This is a genomic window from Bacillota bacterium, assembly GCA_040757205.1.
Taxonomy (GTDB): Bacteria; Bacillota; Desulfotomaculia; order Desulfotomaculales; family Desulforudaceae; genus Desulforudis.
Map to the genome: position 1 here is coordinate 73724 of JBFLXL010000004.1, position 21293 is coordinate 95016.

17 protein-coding genes are annotated in these 21293 nt (G+C 65.5%); 2 read left to right on the top strand and 15 right to left on the bottom strand.

The features are described 5' to 3' along the window. Positions 1-188 precede the first annotated feature (188 nt). From gpmI to uvrB, 12 genes are all read right to left on the bottom strand, one after another. Positions 189-1772, bottom strand: coding sequence for a 2,3-bisphosphoglycerate-independent phosphoglycerate mutase (gpmI, locus tag AB1402_04495; protein ID MEW6540860.1), 1584 nt, complete (start codon positions 1770-1772; stop codon positions 189-191). Then, entirely contained in the window at positions 1769-2539 is a 771-nt protein-coding gene (gene tpiA / locus AB1402_04500; GenBank protein ID MEW6540861.1) for a triose-phosphate isomerase, read from the bottom strand. The genes gpmI and tpiA overlap by 4 nt, the downstream gene beginning before the upstream one ends. Positions 2540-2557: 18 nt before the next feature. After that, positions 2558-3739 carry a phosphoglycerate kinase gene (locus AB1402_04505; protein MEW6540862.1) on the bottom strand — a complete coding sequence of 394 codons (1182 nt, stop codon included), beginning with the start codon at positions 3737-3739 and terminating at the stop codon, positions 2558-2560. A gap of 27 nt (positions 3740-3766) precedes the next feature. Continuing rightward, positions 3767-4810: a type I glyceraldehyde-3-phosphate dehydrogenase gene (gene gap, locus AB1402_04510; protein MEW6540863.1), complete on the bottom strand. Its 1044-nt coding sequence runs from the start codon at positions 4808-4810 to the stop codon at positions 3767-3769. Between the two features lie 119 nt (positions 4811-4929). Beyond that, on the bottom strand, positions 4930-5871 hold the full coding sequence (gene whiA, locus AB1402_04515; GenBank protein ID MEW6540864.1) for a DNA-binding protein WhiA: 942 nt from the start codon (positions 5869-5871) through the stop codon (positions 4930-4932). 124 nt (positions 5872-5995) lie between these two features. Beyond that, complete coding sequence (rapZ, locus tag AB1402_04520; protein ID MEW6540865.1) at positions 5996-6877, bottom strand: RNase adapter RapZ; 882 nt, start codon at positions 6875-6877, stop codon at positions 5996-5998. A 19-nt stretch (positions 6878-6896) separates the two neighbouring features. Beyond that, positions 6897-7964, bottom strand: coding sequence for a bifunctional phosphoglucose/phosphomannose isomerase (locus tag AB1402_04525; protein MEW6540866.1), 1068 nt, complete (start codon positions 7962-7964; stop codon positions 6897-6899). A gap of 432 nt (positions 7965-8396) precedes the next feature. Continuing rightward, positions 8397-9410 carry an ROK family protein gene (locus AB1402_04530; GenBank protein MEW6540867.1) on the bottom strand — a complete coding sequence of 338 codons (1014 nt, stop codon included), beginning with the start codon at positions 9408-9410 and terminating at the stop codon, positions 8397-8399. A 19-nt stretch (positions 9411-9429) separates the two neighbouring features. Next, on the bottom strand, positions 9430-10239 hold the full coding sequence (locus AB1402_04535) for a Cof-type HAD-IIB family hydrolase (protein ID MEW6540868.1): 810 nt from the start codon (positions 10237-10239) through the stop codon (positions 9430-9432). A gap of 232 nt (positions 10240-10471) precedes the next feature. Further along, positions 10472-12316, bottom strand: a complete 1845-nt coding sequence (gene uvrC / locus AB1402_04540) for an excinuclease ABC subunit UvrC (GenBank protein ID MEW6540869.1) — start codon at positions 12314-12316, stop codon at positions 10472-10474. Between the two features lie 310 nt (positions 12317-12626). After that, complete coding sequence (uvrA, locus tag AB1402_04545) at positions 12627-15572, bottom strand: excinuclease ABC subunit UvrA (protein ID MEW6540870.1); 2946 nt, start codon at positions 15570-15572, stop codon at positions 12627-12629. 71 nt (positions 15573-15643) lie between these two features. Next, a complete protein-coding gene (uvrB, locus tag AB1402_04550; protein MEW6540871.1) occupies positions 15644-17671 on the bottom strand; it encodes an excinuclease ABC subunit UvrB in 2028 nt (675 codons plus the stop codon). 192 nt (positions 17672-17863) lie between these two features. On the opposite strand from uvrB, the gene AB1402_04555 reads away from it, so the two are divergent. Beyond that, positions 17864-18316 carry a hypothetical protein gene (locus AB1402_04555; protein ID MEW6540872.1) on the top strand — a complete coding sequence of 151 codons (453 nt, stop codon included), beginning with the start codon at positions 17864-17866 and terminating at the stop codon, positions 18314-18316. A gap of 159 nt (positions 18317-18475) precedes the next feature. Here the strand turns inward: AB1402_04555 and AB1402_04560 are convergent, their stop codons facing one another. Then, positions 18476-19768 (bottom strand): substrate-binding domain-containing protein, encoded by a 1293-nt coding sequence (locus AB1402_04560; protein MEW6540873.1) that lies wholly within the window; start codon positions 19766-19768, stop codon positions 18476-18478. Positions 19769-19861: 93 nt separating this feature from the next. On the opposite strand from AB1402_04560, the gene AB1402_04565 reads away from it, so the two are divergent. Beyond that, positions 19862-20188: a DUF2508 family protein gene (locus tag AB1402_04565; protein ID MEW6540874.1), complete on the top strand. Its 327-nt coding sequence runs from the start codon at positions 19862-19864 to the stop codon at positions 20186-20188. Here AB1402_04565 and AB1402_04570 read toward each other — a convergent pair. Together AB1402_04570 and AB1402_04575 are read right to left on the bottom strand one after the other, a co-directional pair. Further along, positions 20149-20772 carry a uracil-DNA glycosylase gene (locus AB1402_04570; protein MEW6540875.1) on the bottom strand — a complete coding sequence of 208 codons (624 nt, stop codon included), beginning with the start codon at positions 20770-20772 and terminating at the stop codon, positions 20149-20151. The two genes, AB1402_04565 and AB1402_04570, sit on opposite strands and share 40 nt — an antisense overlap. A gap of 264 nt (positions 20773-21036) precedes the next feature. After that, positions 21037-21225, bottom strand: a complete 189-nt coding sequence (locus AB1402_04575) for a CooT family nickel-binding protein (protein ID MEW6540876.1) — start codon at positions 21223-21225, stop codon at positions 21037-21039. Positions 21226-21293: the final 68 nt, after the last annotated feature.

Sequence of the window (21293 nt, forward strand, 5' to 3'; positions counted from 1 at the left end):
AGAATCCAGAATGAAAACCCCGGAAAGGGGTCAGGCCCCTCTTAGGAGCAAGAATATAGAATCCAGAATGCGCATCCGAGCAACAAAAGGCTTCTTTCAATTCACGGGCTCGGTTGCTCCCCAGAAACGCGATCCACGATGCGTGCGCTCCCTAAAGCTTCCGAACGAACAGATATTAGTTCTTTGACTCACCGTTCTTTGTCTTCACCACTTCTGAATTCTGGATTCTGGATTCCTCTCCCCTGGGAGAGGAGGGAGGTGCCCGTCATTTCCACCGGCTTGGGCAACCCCAGCAAGTCCAGAATTGTGGGGGCCACGTCCTGTAAGCCGCCCGGCCGCAGGGACCGGCCCGCCGCCGCCCCGCCGATGATCAGCAGCGGCACCGGGTTACAGGTATGAGCCGTAAGGGGACAGCCTTCGGCGTCGCACATGTGCTCGGCCTTGCCGTGATCCCCCACCACAAGCACCGTCCCGGCCTTGGCCAGCACCGCCTCCACGACCCGGCCCAGGCATTCGTCCACCGCCTCGACGGCCTTGACAGTGGCCGAAAGGTCTCCGGTGTGCCCAACCATGTCGGGATTGGCGTAATTCACAATGATTACGTCGTATTTTTCCATATTCGCCAGCAAAGTATCCGTTACCTCCCTGGCACTCATTTCCGGTTTCAAATCGTAAGTGGGCACTTTCGGGGAAGGGATCAGGAGCCGGTCTTCCCCGGGGTCGCACTTTTCCACGCCCCCGTTGAAAAAGAAAGTGACGTGCGCGTATTTTTCGGTCTCGGCCAGGCGGAGCTGGCGGAGGCCGTGCCGACTCAGGACGTTTCCCAGGGTGTTGGGCAGTTCCTGAGGACCGAAAGCGACCGGCGCTTCGATGGTCCGGTCGTACTGCGTGAGGCACACGAAGTCCGGAAAGACGGGCGCCGGACCGCGGTCGAAACCGCCGAATTCGGCGTCCGTGAAGGACCTGGTGATCTGGCGGGCCCGGTCCGGCCGGAAGTTGAAAAAAACCAGCGCGTCCCCGTCGCGCACCAGTCCGACCGGCCGGTCGTCCCGGACAATGACGGTCGGCTGGATAAACTCGTCGGTTTCCCCCCGCTCGTAGCCCTGTTCCACGGCCTGCCGGGCCGAAGAAGCCTGAAAGCCCCGGCCCTGGACCATGGCCCGGTAGGCCCGGGCCGTGCGCTCCCAGCGCCGGTCCCGGTCCATGGCGTAGTACCGTCCCATTACCGAGGCCACCGCCCCGAAGCCGAGCGTCTTCAGCTTCTCCTCCAACGCGGCGATGTACTCCAGGGCGTTCGCCGGAGGTACGTCGCGGCCGTCCAGGAAAGCGTGCACGTATACGGAACGCTGATCCAGCCGCCCGGCCATCTCCAGCAGGGCGAACAGGTGGCTGATATGGCTGTGCACGCCGCCGTCGGACAAAAGCCCCATCAGGTGCAGGGTGCCGCCGTTTCCGCGCGAAGCCTCAATACTCGTGATCAGGACTCCATTTTCAAAAAAACTCCCGTCCCTGACGGCACGGGTGATTCGAGTCAGATCCTGGTAGACGATCCGGCCGGCCCCGAGGTTCAGGTGCCCGACCTCGGAGTTCCCCATCTGGCCGGGGGGAAGCCCCACCTCCTCGCCCGCGCACTTGAGCACGGTGTGGGGCCAGTTGCTCAGGTACCGTTCCCAGTTGGGAGTGTCGGCCAGGGCGATGGCGTTCCCCTCCACCCGGTCCCCCAGGCCCCAACCGTCCAGAATCACCAGGACCAGCGGCGTGTTGCGGTTCAACCCCCCACCACCCCCCCGGTCTCCCGGATGATACCGGCGAAACTCTCGACCTTCAGGCTCGCCCCCCCCACCAGGGCCCCGTCGATGTCCGGCTGGGACATCAGGGCGCCGGTGTTTTCCGGCTTCACGCTGCCCCCGTACTGGATGCGGACCTGGTCGGCCGCCTCCCGGCCGAATAGTTCGCCCACCAGGACGCGGATGCGGGCGTTTACATCCTGGGTGTCCGCCGGGCCGGCGGTCCGGCCCGTGCCGATCGCCCACACCGGTTCGTAGGCGATGACCAACCCGGCCACCGCGTCGGCCGGCAATCCGGCCAGGCACCCCTGGACCTGGGCGGTGACCACTTCTTTTGTCCGGCCCGCTTCGCGCTCCTCCAGGGACTCCCCCACGCAGACGATCGGGACCAGCCCCCGGGAAAGCGCCGCCCGGGCTTTGCGGTTCACGTTCGCGTCGGTCTCCCCGAAATACTGCCGCCGCTCGGAGTGGCCGAGGATTACGTAGCGGCAGCCGATCTCCGCGAGCATCACCGGCGAAACCTCACCGGTAAAAGCCCCCTCGGTTTCCCAGAACATGTTCTGGGCGGCCAAGCCGATGGGCGACCCGGCCAACACCCCGGCCACCGGCACCAGGGCCGGAAACGGCGGGGCAATCACGATTTCCACGTTGTGAACGCCGGCACTCGCGTCTTGCAGCCGCCGCACGAATTCCACGGCCTCCGACGGCGTCTTGTACATCTTCCAGTTACCGGCGATAATCGGCTTGCGCAAAGCTTTGATTCCCCCTCCCTACCGGTCCTGCAGGACCGCCACCCCGGGGAGTTCCCGGCCCGCCAGCAATTTCAGCGAGGCGCCCCCGCCGGTGGACACGTGGTCCACCCGGTCGAGCACCCCCGCCTGTTTGACGGCCGCGACGGTATCTCCCCCGCCGACGATCGTGGTCGCTTCGGCGGCGGCGATCACCCGGGCCAAATCCAGCGTGCCGCGGTCGAACCCGGGCACCTCGAAAAGGCCGACCGGACCGTTCCAGAAAATGGTGCGGGCCGGCCGGAGCCGGTTGGCGTACAGGCGCACAGTGCCGGAACCCAGGTCAAAAGCCGCCCAGCCGACGGGGATGCTCTCCACATCCACGGTCACCCTTTTCTCAGGCTGCTCCCGGTCGGGTGCCACCACCAGGTCGATCGGCAACGTGATCCGCTCCCCCCGGCCGGCCTTGGCCAACAGCGCCCTGGCCGTATCGAGCCGGTCGGCCTCGAACAGGGAAGCCTGGAGATTGTGACCCTGGGCGGCCAGAAACGTGTTCGCCATTCCGCCGCCGATCAGGAGGTAGTCGGCCTTCTCGATGAGGCGCTCCAGAACCCCGATCTTGTCCGAAATCTTCGCGCCCCCGATGACAGCCACGAACGGGCGTTCCGGAGCGGCCAACAACCGCCCCAGAATATCCAGTTCTCTCTCCAGGAGCAAACCGGCCACAGCCGGAAGGTGGGCGGCGATGCCGGCGGTGGAAGCGTGGGCGCGATGGGCGGTTCCGAAGGCGTCGTTGACGTAGAGGTCGGCCAGGGCCGCCAGGCGGGAGGCAAATTCAGGGTCGTTTTGTTCCTCTTCGGGGTAGAAGCGGACGTTCTCCAGCAGCATGATGTCACCCGCAGCCAGTTCCCGGGCGGCGGCTTCCGTCTCCGGACCCACGGCCTCCCCGGCGAAGCGCACCGGCCGTCCGGTCAGCGTGCCGAGTCTTTCGGCCACCGGCCGCAGGCTGAAACGGCCGTCGGGTCTTCCTTTGGGCCGGCCCAGGTGCGAGGCCAGAATTACGGCCGCCCCGCCGGCGAGCAGGTACTCGATCGTGGGCAGACACGCGCGGATCCTGGTGTCGTCGGCCACCTTACCCTGTTCGTTGAAGGGGACGTTGAAGTCCACGCGCACAAAGACCCGTTTTCCACCGACGTCCACGTCCCGTATCGTTTTCTTGTGCAAACGTTTCTCCCTCCGCAGTCGGCGGGGTTATGCCGATTCCGGAAATCCCCTGGACGCGATGTAGGCGGCCAGGTCCACCACCCGGCAGGAATAACCCCACTCGTTGTCGTACCAGGCCACCACCCGGACCAGATTCCCGCCCAGGACCATGGTTGAGGGGCCGTCAATGGTGGCGGAATGCGGGTCCCCGATGTAGTCGACCGAAACCAGGGGGGTATCTTCAAAGGCCAGCACGCCTTTGAGTTCGCCCGCGGCCGCTTCCCGCAGGGCGGCGTTGACTTCTTCCTCGGCGGCCTCCCGTTCGAGTTCGGCCACCAGGTCGACCACCGACACGTTCGGCACCGGAACCCGCAGGGCGAAGCCGTTGATCCGGCCCTCAAGCTCGGGCAGTATCCCGCCCACCGCCATGGCCGCGCCGGTGGTCGTGGGGACGATGGACAGGGCGGCCGCCCGGCCCCGGCGGGGGTCCCGATAGGGCATGTCGAGCAACTGCTGGCCGTTGGTGTACGCGTGCACCGTGTTCATCAGCGCCTTGCGGATCCCAAACTGCTCGTGCAGCACCTTGGCGACCGGAGCCAGGCAGTTGGTGGTGCAGGAAGCATTGGAGAGGATGTGGTGCCTTTCCGGGTCGTACAGGTGGTGGTTTACGCCCATCACCACCATCAGGTCCGCGTCGGCCGCCGGCGCGGTGACGATCACCTTCCGGCCTCCGGCCCGGAGGTGGCCCCCGGCCCGGGCGGCGTCCTTCAATACCCCGGTCGACTCGACCACGATGTCTGCTCCCAGGTCGGCCCACGGGAGAGCCGATGGGTCCGCTTCCGCAAGGACCTTGATTTCCCGGCCCCGGAACAGAAACACGTCGCCGAGGGCGCTCACTTCATCTTGAAACCGGCCGTGAACCGAATCGTGGCGGAGGCTGTACAGCAGGGATTCCGCGTATGCGGGCGTTGCGGCGAGCCGCCGCGACCTGTGATTGACCGCCGCCACCTCGACGTCTTCACGGGCCAGGGCCGCGCGCATCACCAGCTTCCCGATCCGGCCGAACCCGTTGATACCCAGTCTCACCTTCATCAGCCGTACTCCTCCCCTAGTATGAGTTGTTCCCGTTCCGTCTAACCGGCCGAAGACGATTGGCCACATTATAACAGGCCGGGCAGCGGATGGTAACCCCCGTATGCAATTCACCCGGCTCAGTTCCGGGTCTTGGAACCCAGGATCTGCCCGGCGATGTGTTCCAGCCTCCGCAGGCGATGGTTGACGCACGACTTGCTCAAGGGAGGCTGGGCCAACTCACCCAGTTCGCGCAGGCTGACTTCCGGATACTGCAGGCGCAGCCGGGCCACCTGGCGGAGCGGTGGGGAGAGGTTCTCCAGGCCCAACCGCTGCACCACCAGCCGGATGTGTTCCTCCTGGCGCATTCCGGCCGAAACCGTCTTGCCCAGGTTGGCCGTGTCACAGTTCACCAGCCGGTTCACCCGGTTGCGCATATCCTTGTAAACGCGGGTGTTTTCAAAATCAAGCAGGGCCGTGTGCGCTCCCATGAGCTTGAGCGCGTCGGCCACCTGCTCGCCGCCCTTGAGGTAGACGACCCAGCCCCGTTTGCGCGGGGAAAAACGCCCCTCCAGGCCAACCTTGCGCATCAAGCCCGACAGGTCCGCTGCCAGGCGCTCGTCCCCGACGGCGATTTCCAGATGGTAGGCCCCCCGGGGACTGGAAACCGAGCCGCGGGCCAGGAACGCCCCCCGGAGGTAGGACCGCCGGCAGCATTCCCGGCCCACCAGGTCCCGCCTCAGACCGGGTCTGACCCTTAGGGAAGCAGTGAACAGGCCCGTCTCCACCAGGGCGGGACCCAGGCCGTCCTGGCGGCCGATGCGCACCAAATACTCGTTGTTCTTCTTCAGCCGTGGCTTGCGGCGGATTTCCACCCGGGCGGCAAGTTTGAACTGCGTCTTCAACGCCTTGAAGACTTTGCGGGCGATCGCCGCATTTTCCGTCGTGACCAGCAGCTCCCCCGGTCCGCGGACCAGGCGGCCGTTAAGCTTGACCAGCGCCGCCAATTCGGCCAGCCGGCAGCAAGACGGCAACCCTTCGATCCGGGCCAGTTCGTCCTTGGTGTAGGCCGAAAACGACACAGGCCAGCCCTGCCTCCCGCTGTTTGCTATTTATTATAGCACAATCATAAATAGTGCTGACCTAAAACTTCCCTAAAAGGTCTTTTTGTGTGAATCTATTCCCTGATTAAAACATATGTGCCTATTAATTTGCGCCGGCAGTGTCCCGGCCCAGGTCACGGTGCCGGACGACGATCCGGTGGTTGCGCTCCCGCAGTTGTTCTCCGAGCCAGTTGGCCAGCACCACCGACCGGTGCTTGCCGCCCGTGCACCCGATGGCCAACGTCAGCGTGGTCTTGCCCTCCCGGATATATTGCGGGATCAAGAAATCGAACAGGTTTTGCAGGTGGGAAAGAAACTCGCCGGTGATGGGCGCTTCGAAGACGTAGTCTTTTACCGCCTCTTCGAGCCCGGTCAGGGGCTGGAGTTGGGGTTCGTAATGGGGGTTGGGCAGAAACCGGACATCGATGACCAGGTCGGCGTCCAGGGGAATTCCGTACTTGTAGCCGAAAGAAACGGCGGTGATCGCCAAACGCTCCCGGTCTCCATTGCCACCGTAGAGGTTGGCTATCTCTTGCTTGAGCTGGGCCACGGAGAAATTGGAGGTGTCGATGATCTTGTGGGCCAGTCCGCGCAGTTCCCGCAGCGCCAGCCGTTCGGCCTCAATCCCTTCCACGATCTCCCCCGAGGTGCTCAACGGGTGCGGGCGCCTGGACTCCTTGAAGCGGCGCACCAAGGTCTCGTTTGAGGCCTCCAGGTAGAGGATTTCATAACGGAGACTCTGGTCTTTGAGGTCGTTCAACACGTCAAGGACGGTGGCGAAGAACTCCCCTCCCCGGACGTCGACCACCAGCGCGATCCGCTCTATCTTTCCGGTGGTTTGGGCGCAAAGCTCGGCAAACTTAGGTATCAGCTTTGGGGGCAGATTGTCGACACAAAAGAACCCCAGGTCCTCCAGACACCGTACGGCCTGGGTCTTGCCCGCTCCGGACAGACCGGTGACAATCAGGAGCCTGGTCCCCGCCATGATTCATCACACCCCGGGTCTATTCGTGTTTGGCCAGTTCGTTTTTGAGGTGGTCGATCACCCGCACCGGACCGGGGTCGATCCCGGCCAGTGCCGCCACATACATGCTAGCGTAATCTCCCAGATAAATCAACGAATAGAGCCGGGCCGACTCAGTGGGGCCGGAGGCGTGAACCTCGGTCAGGCCGGCCGTCTTCCTGACCATTTCCCGGGTAATCTTCATGCGGAGCCGCACCCGTGGGTGATCGGCGTCGTCTTTTAGGATGATGAGCCAAATCCGGCCCAGGAGGTCTCCGGGCTGTTCAAATCCGACCACCTCGTTGTGGTTGAGCTCGGGAAACACGTTCCAGTAGGCGGGCGCCTTGGCGTTCTCGTTGAGCTGCCCCTTCCAGCGCTGGGCGACCACCTCGGTGGTGCCCGAGGCGCCCCAGATCACGGGCAGCCGGTCCTGAAGGTTCAAGGCTAGTTGCTTGGCCGGGTTTTCGCGGGTCGGCGTCCGGGGGCCGTACCGGTCGCGGAGTTCCCGCAGGTGCACGGAAAGGCCTTCGACCTCGGCCCGCATCCCGGCGAAAAACCCCAGCCGCTCAAGCACGGCCACCATCGGGATAAAAAGGTGCCCGGTCGCCGCGCGCGGGGCGATGCCGGCCGGCACGCGGATCACCGTTTGACCATCGGCGGCGGCTTTATCCCCCAGTTGCCCGCCGGTGGTGACCGCCACCACGGACGCCCCCCGCTCCCGAGCGGCATCGTAGGCGCTCAAGGTCTCCTCGGTGTTCCCGGAATAGCTGACCGCGAAGACCAGGGTGTCCTGGTTGACGTACCACGGCAGCGTGTAGTCCCGGTTGACCAGCACCGGGAGGTGCAGCTTGCCGGCGGCAAACACCCGCAAGAGGTCCCCGCCGATGGCCGAACCCCCGACACCGGTCACCAGGATCTGCCGCCAGTCCGTCACTTCGGGCAGGGGCGTTTCCCCGGCCAGGGACCAGGCTTGCTCACATTGTTCGGGCAGGTTCCAGGCCGCCTCGAACATCCCCGTGGAATCCAGTGCTCCCAATTCCCTTGCACTGTCCAACACACCACTCACCATATCACCCTCCTTAAAGTTAAGGATCAGGACGGTCAGGACAATAACTTACGGAACACTTGCCTATCAGATCTCCTTGCCTTCAACTCCAACCTTTCTGGAATGTCGGAACCTACCCTGAAAATCCCCTCGATAAACACTTTCATTCCCGCATGAGCGACGATGAATCGTCGTGAGCGACTCCTCCGACTCCTCTGACTTGGCTCGATCCGGTGGGTTTCGGGGCCCACTTCGAGCACGTCCTCAGCGCAGGCCCGCCCAAGCCGTCTGATGGTGCCGCAGGCGGCATGGTTGTCTTCTCTGAAAATATAATCTGGAATAAACACTTTCATTCCCGCATGAGCGACGATGAATCGTCGTAAGCGACTCCTCCGAAAGGTGTCCGCCGAAGTCACTCAGAATCATTCCGGCTGTATCGCCGCAACATCCTCCGGTTCACCTGCCGCGCAGGGCCAGGGCGACCGCGCCCAGCGCGCCCGCCCGCGCGCCCAGCGCGCCCGGCACCAGTCGCACCTGCCGGTAGGCCGCCTCCAGGGCCTGCTCCCGCAGGGAGGTGTCCATCCGCTCCCAAAGCAGCCGGCCGCTTCGCATCACCCCGCCGCCCAGCACTACCAGGCCCGGATTGAGCAGGTTGACTACGGCGGCCAGCCCGGTCCCCAGGTGCCAGGCCGCCTCGTCTAGGATGGCGCGCGCTTCCGGGTCGCCCGCTTCGGCCGCGCGGGCCACGGTTGCGGCCGTAATCGCTTCCGCCGCCCCGCCCGCCAGGGCCAGCATGCCGGCTCCGGGGCGGACGCGGGTACCGCCGGTTCCGGCAGGCGCACCGGCACCGCCGCCCGCACCCCCGTCCAGCAATTCCCGGGCCCGGAGCGCGATCGCCGTTCCGGAGGCCACCGCCTCCAGACACCCCCGGCTCCCGCAGCGGCAGCGCGGGCCGCCCGGCACCACGGTGATGTGCCCGATCTCGCCCGCCCCGCCGCCCGCACCCCCGTAAATCTCCCCTCTCAGGATGAGCCCGCCGCCGATCCCGGTGCTAACAGTGACGTACACCAGTTCGGTGCCGCCCCGGCCGGCGCCGAAGGCGTACTCGCCCAGGGCGCCGAGGTTGGCGTCGTTCTCCAGGCGCACCGGGAGTCCGAGGCGTGCCTCCAGGTCGGCTCGCAGGGGCGCCTCTTTCCAACCCAGGTTAGGCGCCTGGTGCACGATTCCGGTCTGCGGGTCGAGCGGCCCGGGCGCCCCGACCCCCACCACCCGGACGTTTTCGGGGCGCGCGCCGGCCTGGGCCGCGACCGCGGCCACCGTCTCCGCAATCCGCTCCACGACGGCTTCGTATCCCCGCCCGGCCTCGGTCGGCACCTTCGCCTCCGCCTTGACCGTACCTTCCGCCGTGGCCAGCAACGTGTATATTTTGGTACCGCCCAGGTCGACCCCGGCTACATAATCGGCCCCCACGAGTCCACCCCGCTTTCCGTCACTCGCCGAGCACGAACCGCTCGATGACCTCGGCCACGCCGTCCGCGTCGTTGGACGCCGTGACGTGGTCCGCGTGCCGTTTCACCTCGTCCCGGGCGTTGCCCATCATCACGCCCAGCCCGGCCCAGGCCACCATGTCCAGGTCGTTGTAGCCGTCGCCGATCGCCATCACGGCTTCCCGCGGGACGCCGCAGTGTTCCGCCAGGTACTGCAGCGCCCGGCCTTTGGTCGCCCGGGGATGGGAGAACTCCAGGAACTTGAGCTTCGAGCGGGTGATGTGCACCCGCTCCGGCGGGAAAAGGGCGAGCATCTCCCGTTCCAGGCGCTCGATGTCGTCCTCAGCGCCGATGGCCAGCACCTTGGTCGGGTCGCGGCCGCCGAGGTATTCAAGGAGGTCGCCCACCGGGTGGGCTTCAACCCGGGAAAGGTCGGCGTACCTTCGGCCCAGTTCGGTCAGGACTTCCATATAGAGCCGGTCGTCCAGGTACACGTTGATGTGGTAGCCGTGGGCCCGCAGGCGTTCGATCACGGCCCGGGCGGTGTGGTTCGCCAACGCCCGGTGCAGCAGTTCGGCGCCGGTCACCGGGTGCTTCACCAGCGCTCCCTGGTAGGTGATGATCGGAGCGTCGATGCCCAGGCGGCGCGCGAACGGCGCCGCGGAAAGGAACATCCGCCCGGTCGCCAGGGTGACCACCACGCCCGACTCCTGGGCGCGGCTGATCGCCCGCTCCGCGCGCGGCGACACCTCGAGCCCGCTCGTGAGCAGAGTGTCGTCCAGGTCAATGGCCACCAGCCCGTAGTCCGGCAAAACAATACCCCCGTGCTAGGGCGGACCGGACCGAAGTCCGCCGGTCTCCGCCCCGCTATTGTGGATGCCCCGGCCCGGCCCGCCCTGAACCTTCTCCCGTCATGTTCCTTCAGGCGGGCCTTGTTTATCCGGAGTGGTGCGCATAACGCCTCTGAAAATCAAAGTTCGCCGACTGGGCACTTTATACCTGCCCGGGCGGCGGCAAGGTTTGGCAAACGGCCGGGTCCGGCCGTTATTCCGCGGGAGCGTCGTGGAAGTAGTCGTACACGGCTTGGGCGGCCTTGCGGTTCATGGACGGGACGGCGGCCAGTTCCGCCGGCGTCGCCCCCTTAAGGGCGTCCAGGGACGGGAAGGCTTTCTGCAGGGCGCGGCGCCGCACCGGCCCGATGCCGTCGATCTCCTCCAGCAGGGAACGCAGGCTTTCCCGGGAACGGGTCCGGCGGTGGGTGCCGACGGCGAACCGGTGGGCCTCGTCGCGCAAGTGCTGCAGGAGAAAAAGGGCCTGGGAGTCCGGGGGCACCGGCACCGGTGTGCTGCGTCCCGGGGCGTAGACCTTTTCCGCTTCCTTGGCCAGGGCGAACACGGGTACGGCCTGGAATCCGGTCTCGCGCAGGGCCTCCTGGGCCGCGCTCAGCTGGCCCTTGCCCCCGTCAATGAGCACCAGGTCGGGCAACCGGTAAAAACGGGCTTCGCGCGACGAGAGCTGTCCCGTGGCAATCAACTCCGCCTCTTCACGGGCGCGGGCGAAACGGCGGGCCACCACCTCGCGCATGGCCGCGAAATCGTTCGGAGCGCCGACGGTCTCCCGCACCCGGAACTGCCGGTATTCAGCGGGGGCCGGGCGGCCGTCCTCGAAGACGACCATGACGCCCACCGTTTGGGCGCCCTGAATGTTGGAGATGTCGTACCCCTCAAGGCGGGCCGGGGCCTGTTCCAGCCCCAGGACGGCGGCGAGTTCGGCCAGGGCCTCGCCCGCATCGCGTTCGAACTCCATCTGGACCCGGGCCTCGGCGGCGTTTTGCTCGGCCAGGCGGACCAGTTCAAGTTTGCGGCCGCGCCTGGGCACGGGCAACCGGACGCGGGCTTGCCGCCGCAATCCCAGCCACTCGGCGATCACTCCCCGCTCCTCGCCCAGCGGGGCGGGGAGCAGCACCTCGGGCGGGATGAAACCGGCCTCCCGGTAGTACTGCTTCAAAAAGGCGGCCAGCACCTCGGCGTCGGAGCGCTCCGCGATCCCCTGCAGGTCCAGGATGTGGCGACCGAGCAGCTTGCCGTCCCTGATTTCCAGCACGACCGCCCGGCCGCGGTTTCCGTCCCGGGCCAGCGCGACCACGTCCCGGTCCTCCCGCCCGGGGGACACAATGCTCTGCCGGGCCAGCACCTGCTCGACAGCCCGGAGCTGGTCACGCAGTTCGGCCGCCCGCTCGAATTCCAGGTTCGCCGCGGCCGCCTCCATCTTCCGGGTCAGGCCGCGCGCCAGTTCGGCGTGCCGCCCCTCCAGGAACAGCAGCACCTCCTGCACCATGGCCCGGTACCGCTCGGGATCGACCGTACCAGCGCAAGGGCCCAAGCAGCGCCCGATGTGGTGGTTCAGGCACGGGCGCTGCTGCCTGAACCGGGTCTGACGGCAGGAACGGAGCGGGAAGAGTTTTTTCAGAATCCGCACCGTCTCGTGCACCGCCGCCGCGCCCGGGTAGGGGCCGAAGTAGCGGGCGCCGTCGCACGGCTGGGTGCGGGTCAGAAAGATGCGGGGGTACTCCTCCTGCACGGTCACCTTCAGGTACGGGTAGCTCTTGTCGTCCTTTAGCACCACGTTGTAGCGCGGCCGGTGCTCCTTGATCAGATTCGACTCCAGGATGAGGGCCTCGATCTCCGAGCCGGTGACCAGGCACTCCACGTCCCGCGTCTTGCCGACCAGCGCCTGGACTTTGTCGCTCCGCGCCCCGGTGAAGTATGACCGCACCCGGTTTTTGAGGGATACGGCCTTGCCGACGTACAGCACCTCGCCGCGCGCGCCCCGGAAGAGGTACACCCCGGGCTGGTCGGGAAAGTGTTTGGCTTTTTCCGCCGGCTCCACGCTGCTGATCTCCTCCGCCCGCAAAAGTCAAAGAAGTTAAAAGGGGGACGGTCCCCTATTTTCCCGTGAAAAGTCAAACGTCGCTGGGTAATAATTAAGTAAGGTGTCCCCGTAATTTCCCACGCAAAAGTCAAAGAAGTTAAAAGGGGGACGGTCCCCTATTTTCCCGTGAAAAGTCAAACGTCGCTGGGTAATAATTAAGTAAGGTGTCCCCGTAATTTCCCGTAATTTCCCAGTAAGGTGTCCCCGTAATTTCCCATATTCCTATGGTGAAAGCCAAAGAAGGTGAAATAGGGGACTGTCCCCCTTTTTAGGCTTCGGCGGCGGCGTGGCCGGCGCCGGGGGTCCGGTCGGCCCGGCCGAGCACCCGCCGCAAAAACCGGCCGGTGTAGGATTCGGCTTGGGCGGCCACCGCCTCGGGAGTGCCGGTGGCCACCACCCGGCCGCCGCGGTCCCCGCCTTCGGGACCCAGGTCGATGATATGGTCGGCCGTTTTGACGACGTCCAGGTTGTGCTCGATCACGATCACCGTGTTCCCGGCGTCCACCAGGCGCTGCAATACCAGCAAAAGCTTCTTGATGTCCGCGAAGTGCAGCCCGGTCGTGGGCTCGTCCAGGAGGTAGAGCGTGCGCCCGGTCGCCCGCCGCGAGAGCTCCGAGGCCAGCTTCACCCGCTGCGCCTCGCCGCCCGAGAGCGTGGTCGCCGGCTGGCCGAGGCGGATGTAGCCTAAGCCCACGTCCTGCAGGGTGGCCAGGCGGCGGTGGATCTTGGGGACCGGGGCAAAGAACTCGGCGGCCTGGTCCACCGTCATCTCCAGCACGCCGGCGATGGTCCGTCCCTTGTACCGGACATCCAGCGTCTCCCGGTTGTACCGGCGCCCCCCGCACACCTCGCAGGGCACGTACACGTCGGGCAAAAAGTGCATCTCGATCCGGATGATGCCGTCGCCCCGGCAGGCCTCGCACCGCCCGCCCCGGACGTTGAAGCTGAACCGGCCGGGCTTGTAGCCGCGCATTCGGGCCTCCGGGGTGAGCGCGAAAAGCTCCCGGATGTCGGTGAACACCCCGGTGTAGGTGGCCGGGTTCGAGCGGGGGGTCCGCCCGATGGGCGACTGGTCGATGTCGATCACCTTGTCCAAATACCCTGTGCCCCGGATTTCGCCGTGCGCCCCCGGGTGGGTGCGGGCGCCGTGCAGGGCGGCGGCCAGCGCCTTGTTCAGAATTTCGTTCACCAGGGTGCTTTTCCCCGACCCGGAGACCCCGGTGACGCAGGTGAACACACCCAGCGGGAACGGCACGTCGATATTCTTGAGATTGTGCTCGCGCGCCCCGACCACCTCGACCCACCGGTCCCCGGGAGTCCGGCGCGCCGGGGGCACCGCGATGGACTTCCGGCCGGCCAGGTACTGCCCGGTGATGGAAGCGTCCGTGCCGGTGATCTCCCGCAGGGTGCCCGCCGCCACCACCCGGCCGCCGTTCAGCCCGGCGCCGGGACCGATGTCGATGATGTGGTCCGCGGCCCGGATGGTCTCCTCGTCGTGCTCAACGACGATCAGGGTGTTCCCGAGATCGCGCAGCCGCTTCAGGGTGTCCAGGAGCCGCCCGTTGTCGCGGGGGTGCAGCCCGATGCTGGGCTCGTCCAGGATGTAGAGCACCCCCACCAGCCCCGACCCGATCTGGATGGCCAGCCGGATCCGCTGCGCCTCGCCGCCCGACAGCGTGGCCGCCTGGCGGTCCAGGGTCAGATAGTCCAGGCCGACGTTGATCAGGAAACCCAGCCGCGCCCGCAGCTCTTTGAGCACCCGCTGCCCGATCAGCGCCTCCCGGGCGGTAAGGTTCAGTTCCGCAAAGAACCGGTCGGCCGCAGTGATGGACAACGCGGCCACCTCGGCGATCGATTTGCCGCCCACCTTGATCGCCAGCACCTCCGGCTTCAAGCGGCGGCCTTCGCAATCCGGGCAGGGCTTGGTGCGCATCATCCGCTCGGTCTCCTCGCGGACGTGGTCGGAGGTGGTCTCCCGGTGCCGGCGCCCCAGGTACGCCACCACCCCTTCAAACGGCGCGGTGTAGCGGCGCAGCCGCCCGGCCATGTCCCGGTAGCTGAAGGGGACGCGGGTCTCACCGGTGCCGTACAGGATGATGTCCATGTGGTCCGGGTCCAACTCCCGCACCGGTGTGTTGACATTGAACCCGTAATGCCCGGCCAAGCCATCCAGGATGTGGTAACCCCGGGTCCACCAGGACCAGGCGGCCACGGCGCCTTCGTACAGGGTCTTGCTCCGGTCCGGGACGACCAGGTCGACGTCGACCTCCAGGCGGCTGCCCAGGCCGGTGCACGTCGGGCAGGCCCCCACCGGGCTGTTGAATGAAAACAGGCGCGGCGTGATCTCGCTGAAGCCAAAACCACAGTCCACGCAGGCGAAGTTCTGGCTGAACAAGATCTCCGGCACATTCTGAATCCTGGCTTCTGAATTCTGATCTCCGGCTCTTGGCTTCGAGTTTCCGGCTTCTGAATTCTGAATCCTGGATTCTGAATTCTGATCGATAACGTGGCAGACGGCCAGGCCGCCGGTCTGTTTCAGGGCGGTCTCGAGGGAGTCGGCCAGCCGCGCCTCCAGGCCCGGCCTGACCACCAGCCGGTCGACGACAATCTCGATGGTGTGCTTCTTGTTCCGGTCGAGGGTGATGATCTCGCCGGTCTCGCGCATTTCCCCGTCGATGCGCATCCGGACGAACCCGCCGCGCCGGGCTTCCTCCAGCACGCGCACGTGCTCGCCCTTCTTGCCCCGGACGACCGGCGCCAGGATCTGCAGGCGGGTGCCCTCTCCCAGCGCCATCACCTGGTCGACCATCTGCTCCACCGTCTGGCTGCTGATCGGGTGCCCGCAGTGCGGGCAGTGCGGCCGCCCCACCCGGGCGAACAGGAGCCGCAAGTGGTCGTAAATCTCGGTCACGGTGCCCACCGTGGACCGGGGGTTGTGCGAACGGGTTTTCTGGTCGATGGAAATGGCCGGAGACAGGCCCTCGATGTAGTCGACGTCCGGTTTGTCCATCTGGCCCAGGAACTGGCGCGCGTAGGCCGACAGCGACTCCACGTAGCGGCGCTGCCCCTCGGCGTAGATGGTGTCAAAGGCCAGCGAGGACTTCCCGCTGCCGGACAAACCGGTCAGCACCACCAGCTTGTTCCGGGGGATCTCCACGACAATGTTTTTTAGGTTGTGTACGCGCGCGCCGCGCACGATAATCTTGTCTTGCATGTTGTTCTTGCACCCCAGGCCTCCGTCAGATTCCGTTATATGGTAACCGCCGGGCGCACCCGCCATCCGCCCTACTCCGGCTGGTCCCCCACCGCCGGGCGGAGCAGACGGGCGCCCTTGGGCTGGAGCTCGAGCCGCAGTTCGATCAGCACGTCGCGCAGTTGGGCCGCCCGCTCGAACTCCAGGTGCCGGGCGGCGTGCTGCATGTCCTTCTCCAGCCGGGCGATCAGTTTCTTGAGGTCGTTCCCGGTGAGCCGTTTCTCGCTCGCCGCGAAGTACGGCGCCTCGGTTTCGGCCGCCCGGGTGGCCTCGATCACGCTCCGCACCGCCTTCTGCACGGTCTGCGGGGTGATGCCGTGCTCCCGGTTGAACGCCGTCTGGCGCGCGCGCCGCCGTTTGGTCTCGTCCAGCGCGCGCCGCATCGAGCCGGTGATCTGGTCGGCATACATGATCACTTTCCCGTTCAGGTTCCGGGCCGCCCGCCCCGCCGTCTGGATCAGGGAGCGCTCGGAGCGCAGGTAGCCCTCCTTGTCGGCGTCCAGGACGGCCACCAGGCTGACCTCGGGCAGGTCCAGCCCTTCCCGCAAGAGGTTGATCCCCACCAGGACGTCAAAAGTCCCCAGGCGCAGGTCGCGCAGGATCTCCATCCGCTCCAGGGTGTTGATCTCCGAGTGCAGGTACCGGACTTTCAGGCCCAGTTCCCGGAAGTAGTCGCACAGGTCCTCGGCCATCCGCTTGGTCAGCGTGGTGACCAGCACCCGCTCGCTCTTGGCCGCCCGCTTCCGGATCTCGCCCAGGAGGTCGTCGATCTGGCCGCGGGTGGGCCGGACCACCATCTCCGGGTCCACCAGCCCGGTCGGGCGCACGATCTGCTCCACCACCGCCGCGGCGTGTTTCAGCTCCCACGGGCCGGGCGTGGCCGAAACGTACACCCCCTGCCGGACCCGGGCCATGAACTCCGTGAAGGTCAGGGGCCGGTTATCGAAGGCCGACGGCAGCCGGAAACCGTGCTCCACCAGCGCCACCTTGCGCGAGTGGTCGCCCTCGTACATGCCCCCGATCTGGGGGATGGTGATGTGCGACTCGTCCACCACGATCAGCAGGTCGTCCGGAAAGTAGTCGAGCAGGGTAAACGGCGGCGCCCCCGGTTCCCGCCCGGTCAGGTGGCGGGAGTAGTTCTCGATGCCCTTGCAGTAACCCAGCTCCCGCATCATCTCCAGGTCGTAGTTCGTGCGCTGCTCCAGGCGCTGGGCCTCCAAAAGCTTGTTCGCCGCCCGCAGTTCAGCCAGCCGCCCGGCCAGTTCCGCCTCGACGGCCGTGACCGCCCGGTCCAGCCGCTCCCGGGAAGTGGCGTAGTGGCTGGCCGGCAGGATGGAGACGTGCTGCCGTTCGCCCAGCACCTCCCCGGTCAGGGCGTCGAATTCCAGGATCCGCTCCACCTCGTCGCCGAAGAACTCGACCCGGAGGGCCCGCTCCCCGGAGGCGGCCGGAAACACCTCCAGCACGTCGCCGCGCACCCGGAACCGGCCGCGCCCGAAATTGACGTCGTTGCGCTCGTACTGAATGCGCACCAGCTCCCGGAGCACCGCGTCCCGGTCGTAGCCGCCCGCTCGTGAGCGCAGCGAAACCACCAGGTTCTTGTACTCCTCCGGGTCACCCAGGCCGTAGATGCAGGACACGGACGCCACGATGATCACGTCCCGCCGCTCGAACAGGGACGAGGTCGCCGAGTGGCGCAGCTTGTCGATCTCCTCGTTGACCGAGGCGTCCTTTTCGATATACATGTCCGCGGACGGGAGGTAGGCCTCCGGCTGGTAGTAGTCGTAATAGCTTACGAAGTACTCCACCGCGTTCCCGGGGAAAAACTCCTTGAACTCCCCGCAGAGCTGCGCGGCCAGGGTCTTGTTGGGCGCGATCACCAGGGTCGGCCGCTGCACCCGGCTGATCACCTGGGCCATGGTGTAGGTCTTGCCCGAGCCGGTCACGCCCAGCAGCACCTGGTGGCGCAAACCCTTTTCCAGGCCGCGCGTCAGGTTCTCGATCGCCTCGGGCTGGTCGCCCCGCGGCCGGTAGTCCGAAACCAGCTTAAAAGGGGGCATTCGTCCCCACCTCCACCCGCTATTATACCACTTCGGCAAAACGGGAAAAAAGACGCGCGGTTGGATTATGGGCGCTCCGTTGTGGCAAACATAATGATGGCGCCCAGGTGGCAATGAAGCGGAATTGCAGAGTTGCTTACAGACTTCCCGAAAAGGGCACACAAATAAAAGAAATGAGGGGGTCCATTTAGGATGAGAATCCCAAGAGACCGGTTGGTCATCGGTTTTACCGCCGGGGTGATCGCCGGCCTAACGATGAACATCCTTGACCTCGTGTTACACCTGCTGAATATCCCCAAGCTGCTTTTCCTGGACTGGGCGGCGATCACGATCTACGGCTCGAGACCCGATAGTTTGCAGGAAGCGGCCTTGGCTTTCGGGGTGCAGCTCTTCTTCGGCGGGCTGTTGGGCATCGTGTTCGCCTACCTTCTCCCCCTGTTCAAGAGCAGGTACCACCTGTTCAAGGGCTTTGTCTTCGGGGTGACCGCATGGTTCGTCATTCACGGCTTGGTCATCATGTTCAACTACGAGGGGCTGCGCACCATATCCTTCGCCACGGCGCTCACCGACCTTATCGGCTCCGCGGTTTTCGGCGTGGTGGTGGCCTTTGTTTTCAAACAGCTGCACGACAGAGTCACCGTCTAAAAGGGAGGCCGGAGTATTATCAATCACCCTAGACAGGCCGTAGACCCAGTCTTCACTGAAGAATGCGGGTGAAGAACAGGAACTGAAAATCGGGGACTGTCCCCCTTGACGCCGTCAAGGGGACGATAGTTCAACCTTCGAAACCATTGGCACCGAGTATCATTGGCCGCCGCCCTGGCCGCCCTGCTGCCCGCCTTGGCCGCCTTGCTGACCCCCTTGCCGGCCGCCCTGGCCGCCGCCCTCCTGTTGGGCTTCAATGCTCTGGATCTGGCCCGGAATGTCGATTTCTACCGTCTTGCCGTCCTGGGTCCTAATCATCAGCTTGGTCATCGGCTGTTGTTGTTGCTGTCCCTGCTGTTGCCCCTGCTGCTGGCCCCCGCCCTGTTGCCCCTGGCCGCCGCCGCCCTGCTGACCCTGACCACCCTGTTGGCCGCCGCCCCGGGTCAGGTCGCCGTAGTACTCCCGGAGCAAGAAGGCGTTTTTGCCTTGCACCAGGCGCACCGGCACCATGCGGGCCGGCACCGTGTAGTCCCCGCTGGTGATCTGGGTCTCGTAGGCCCAGTGCCCGTCCCGGGCCAGGCCGACCGCCGCGTCGTAGCTGAACTGGGCGAGCAGGTCCGGCCGGACGTCGACCTCGGCGTCGTGGTCCCCGGCGACCAGCGCCTCCGCGGCCGTGCGGTCGGCACCGACGCCCACGGTCAGCACTTCATTCAAAAGGCCCCGCTGCCGGAGTGCCTCCACCGCACTGACCGCCATCCGGCTGTCCACGGCCAGTATCGCTCCCAACGGACCAGCGGCCAAAGCTTCGTGCACGCCGGCTGCCACCCGCCCCGGGTCACCCTGGGGATGCTCCCGCACATCGACCGCGAATCCGGGTTGCCCCCGCATAAAGGTGGTGATGCCCTCGATGATGTTGCGGGAGATCGGGTCCGCCGGGTCCCCGCCCAGCACCAGCACGCGGCCCGGCGCCCCCGGGGGCAGGTTGCGCACTACGTACCGGGCCTGGTGCTCCCCGGCCCGGACCTGCTCGGAAGCCACGTAAGCGTCCAGCGGCGCGTCCGGGGCAAACGTCTCCAGCGCCACCACCCTGATCCGGTTCATCGCCAGGCGGCGGACGATTCCCGGGCCCATCTCCGGCTCCACGAACTGGATCACAACGGAGTCGACCTTTTGTTCGATAAACCGCTCCACGTCTCTCTCCTGGCGGCGGGCGTCACCTTCCGCATCCCGCCAGATAATCCGGACCTTCTCGTCGTTCCCCGCCCGTTCCTGAACAAGGCGTTTGATCACCTGGTTTCCGTCCCGGCTTTCGTCGGCGATGCTGTAAGCCACCGCCAGCGGACGCTCGCCCGGCCGGGCCTGGCCGCCGCGGTTGAAGAGGCCGCAGCCGCCGACCCCCAGCAGGACGAAAGTGCAAAGGAAAAGGACAATCACTCTCTTGATCTTGGGCACGATACCGCCCCCTCGAGAATATGATTCCTCGAATCGAAAGGTTGATTCTATTTACGGCGCCACCAACATAAGCTATGTCAGGAGGGATTGGCAATGATTACCATATTCGGGAGCACTCCGGCCAGCCCGCTTTTGGAGGCGATTGAAAAGGCCCGGGAAGAGTGTAGAGAAGCGGAAATGATGCTTACCCACGCCGAGCCCGACTTCATCGACCACGCCGTCAACCGGATCAATGCCGCCCGCAGCCAGTTCGAGGCTCTGATCAGGACCGCCAAGAAGCAAAGAGTGCAGGCGTGGCCGGAACTCCAGCCGGTGGCCGAATACCGCCCGGAAGAAGACGAAGAAGCGGCAAATAGTAATAAGACCTCTTCCGTGTGCGCTCAGCTCAAGTCGTTTTTGAAGGGCACGATTTCACGATAGGCGTCGCGAATCAGCTGAAAGTCCCGCCATACCTCGCGCTTCTTGCCCGGGTCCCGGAGCAGCGCGGCGGGGTGGTAGGTGGACATGAAACGTACGCGGCCCCTTACGATCCACTGGCCCCGCCAGGCCGTAATGGAAGCCTGGGGGTCGATCAGGTTTTTCAACGCGGTGCTGCCCAGGATCACCACCAGCGGGGGGCCGATCAGGGCGAACTGCTTCCGGAGCCAGGGCAGGCACGCTTGCGCCTCCTCCCGGCTGGGCACCCGGTTGCCAGGGGGCCGGCATTTGACCACATTGGCAATGTACACCTCGGAGCGCGCAAATCCGGCGGCGTCCAGAATCCGGTCCAGAAGCCGGCCCGCGGCACCGACAAAGGGCCGCCCCAGGCGGTCCTCCTCGGCCCCGGGCCCTTCGCCGATCAACATCAGCCGCGCCCGGGGGTGGCCTTCCCCGAACACCAGGTTCGTACGGCCCGCAAAAAGGCCACACTCCCGGCAGCCGGACATCGCTTCGCGCAGTTCATCCAGCGCCCGCGGCGCGTTAAGGTCTTCCAGGCCGAGCGGCCCGGAGCGTGATTCCAGCAAAGGATCCCTCACCCCCACCGCAATTGCGCGGCCAGGCCGTTAGGAGAGTGTTGCAAAAACAGAAATCGTTCTAAACACTTGGAGGCCGCGAAAAACAAGCATGGCTTGATGCGGCGAAGCTGGACGTTGAGAAGTGAAATGTGGGAAGTGCGAGGTGAGAATTTTCGAAGGAATTCGTTTTGCGAATTCCTTCAAGCATCCCACTTCTAACCTCTCACTTCACACCTCTTTTTTTGCCAGGCGCGAGTTTTTTGCAGCGGTCTCCTAGCCGCGTTCCAGGATGATCTTGTGTTCCACCAGGGCCAGTTCCCGGATCCGGGCATTGATGATCTTGCGCCGGCCGAAAATGTCCTCCAGCAGGAGCCCGTCCTCGTGCGGCACCACCCGGTCCACCGACGCCAGCACCAGCTCCTCGCCTTCGGCGGTCAAAAGATACGCGTTCGCCTCACACACTTCGTGTTCACGCCCCCTGCCGAGATGGATGGCACTATAAAAATTATATTTTTTGCGCCTTCTTACTG